Annotated in this window: 2 tRNA genes and 1 rRNA gene; all 3 read left to right on the top strand. The window is 46.3% G+C overall.

Features of this window, described 5'->3' with window-relative positions:
- Positions 1 to 184 precede the first annotated feature (184 nt).
- A 5S ribosomal RNA gene (gene rrf, locus JN080_RS29145) occupies positions 185 to 301 on the top strand.
- 9 nt (positions 302 to 310) lie between these two features.
- Positions 311 to 385 (top strand) — tRNA-Asn (locus JN080_RS29140).
- A gap of 4 nt (positions 386 to 389) precedes the next feature.
- Positions 390 to 481 (top strand) — tRNA-Ser (locus JN080_RS29135).
- Positions 482 to 490 lie beyond the last annotated feature (9 nt).

The raw sequence follows: 490 nt of genomic DNA, 5'->3' as shown, positions 1-490 counted from the left end.
GGTGGAAGCGCGGTGACGTGTGGAGCTGACTGATACTAATCGATCGAGGACTTAACCAATCTAGTAAGCGAACTCGTTCAGAAAAACTTCTTCTGTATTATCTAGTTTTGAGGGAATGAAAAATGAAATTTCCTCTTGAAAAATATAAAAAAGACATTATAATAGAATAGTGTCTAACAAATAGTCTGGTAATAATGGCGAGAAGGTCACACCCGTTCCCATACCGAACACGGAAGTTAAGCTTCTCAGCGCCGATGGTAGTTGGGACGCAAGTCCCTGTGAGAGTAGGACGTTGCCAGGCTTGGATTATTCCGCAGTAGCTCAGTGGTAGAGCTATCGGCTGTTAACCGATCGGTCGTAGGTTCGAGTCCTACCTGCGGAGCCATAATGGAGAGCTGTCCGAGTGGCCGAAGGAGCACGATTGGAAATCGTGTAGACGGGTAACCCTGTCTCAAGGGTTCAAATCCCTTGCTCTCCGCCATTCTTATAT

Source organism: Bacillus sp. EB600, assembly GCF_024494385.1.
Taxonomy (GTDB): Bacteria; Bacillota; Bacilli; order Bacillales; family Cytobacillaceae; genus JAEVLT01.
The sequence above is the reverse complement of the archived record's forward strand: the minus strand, read 5'-3'. Positions and strand labels throughout refer to the sequence as shown.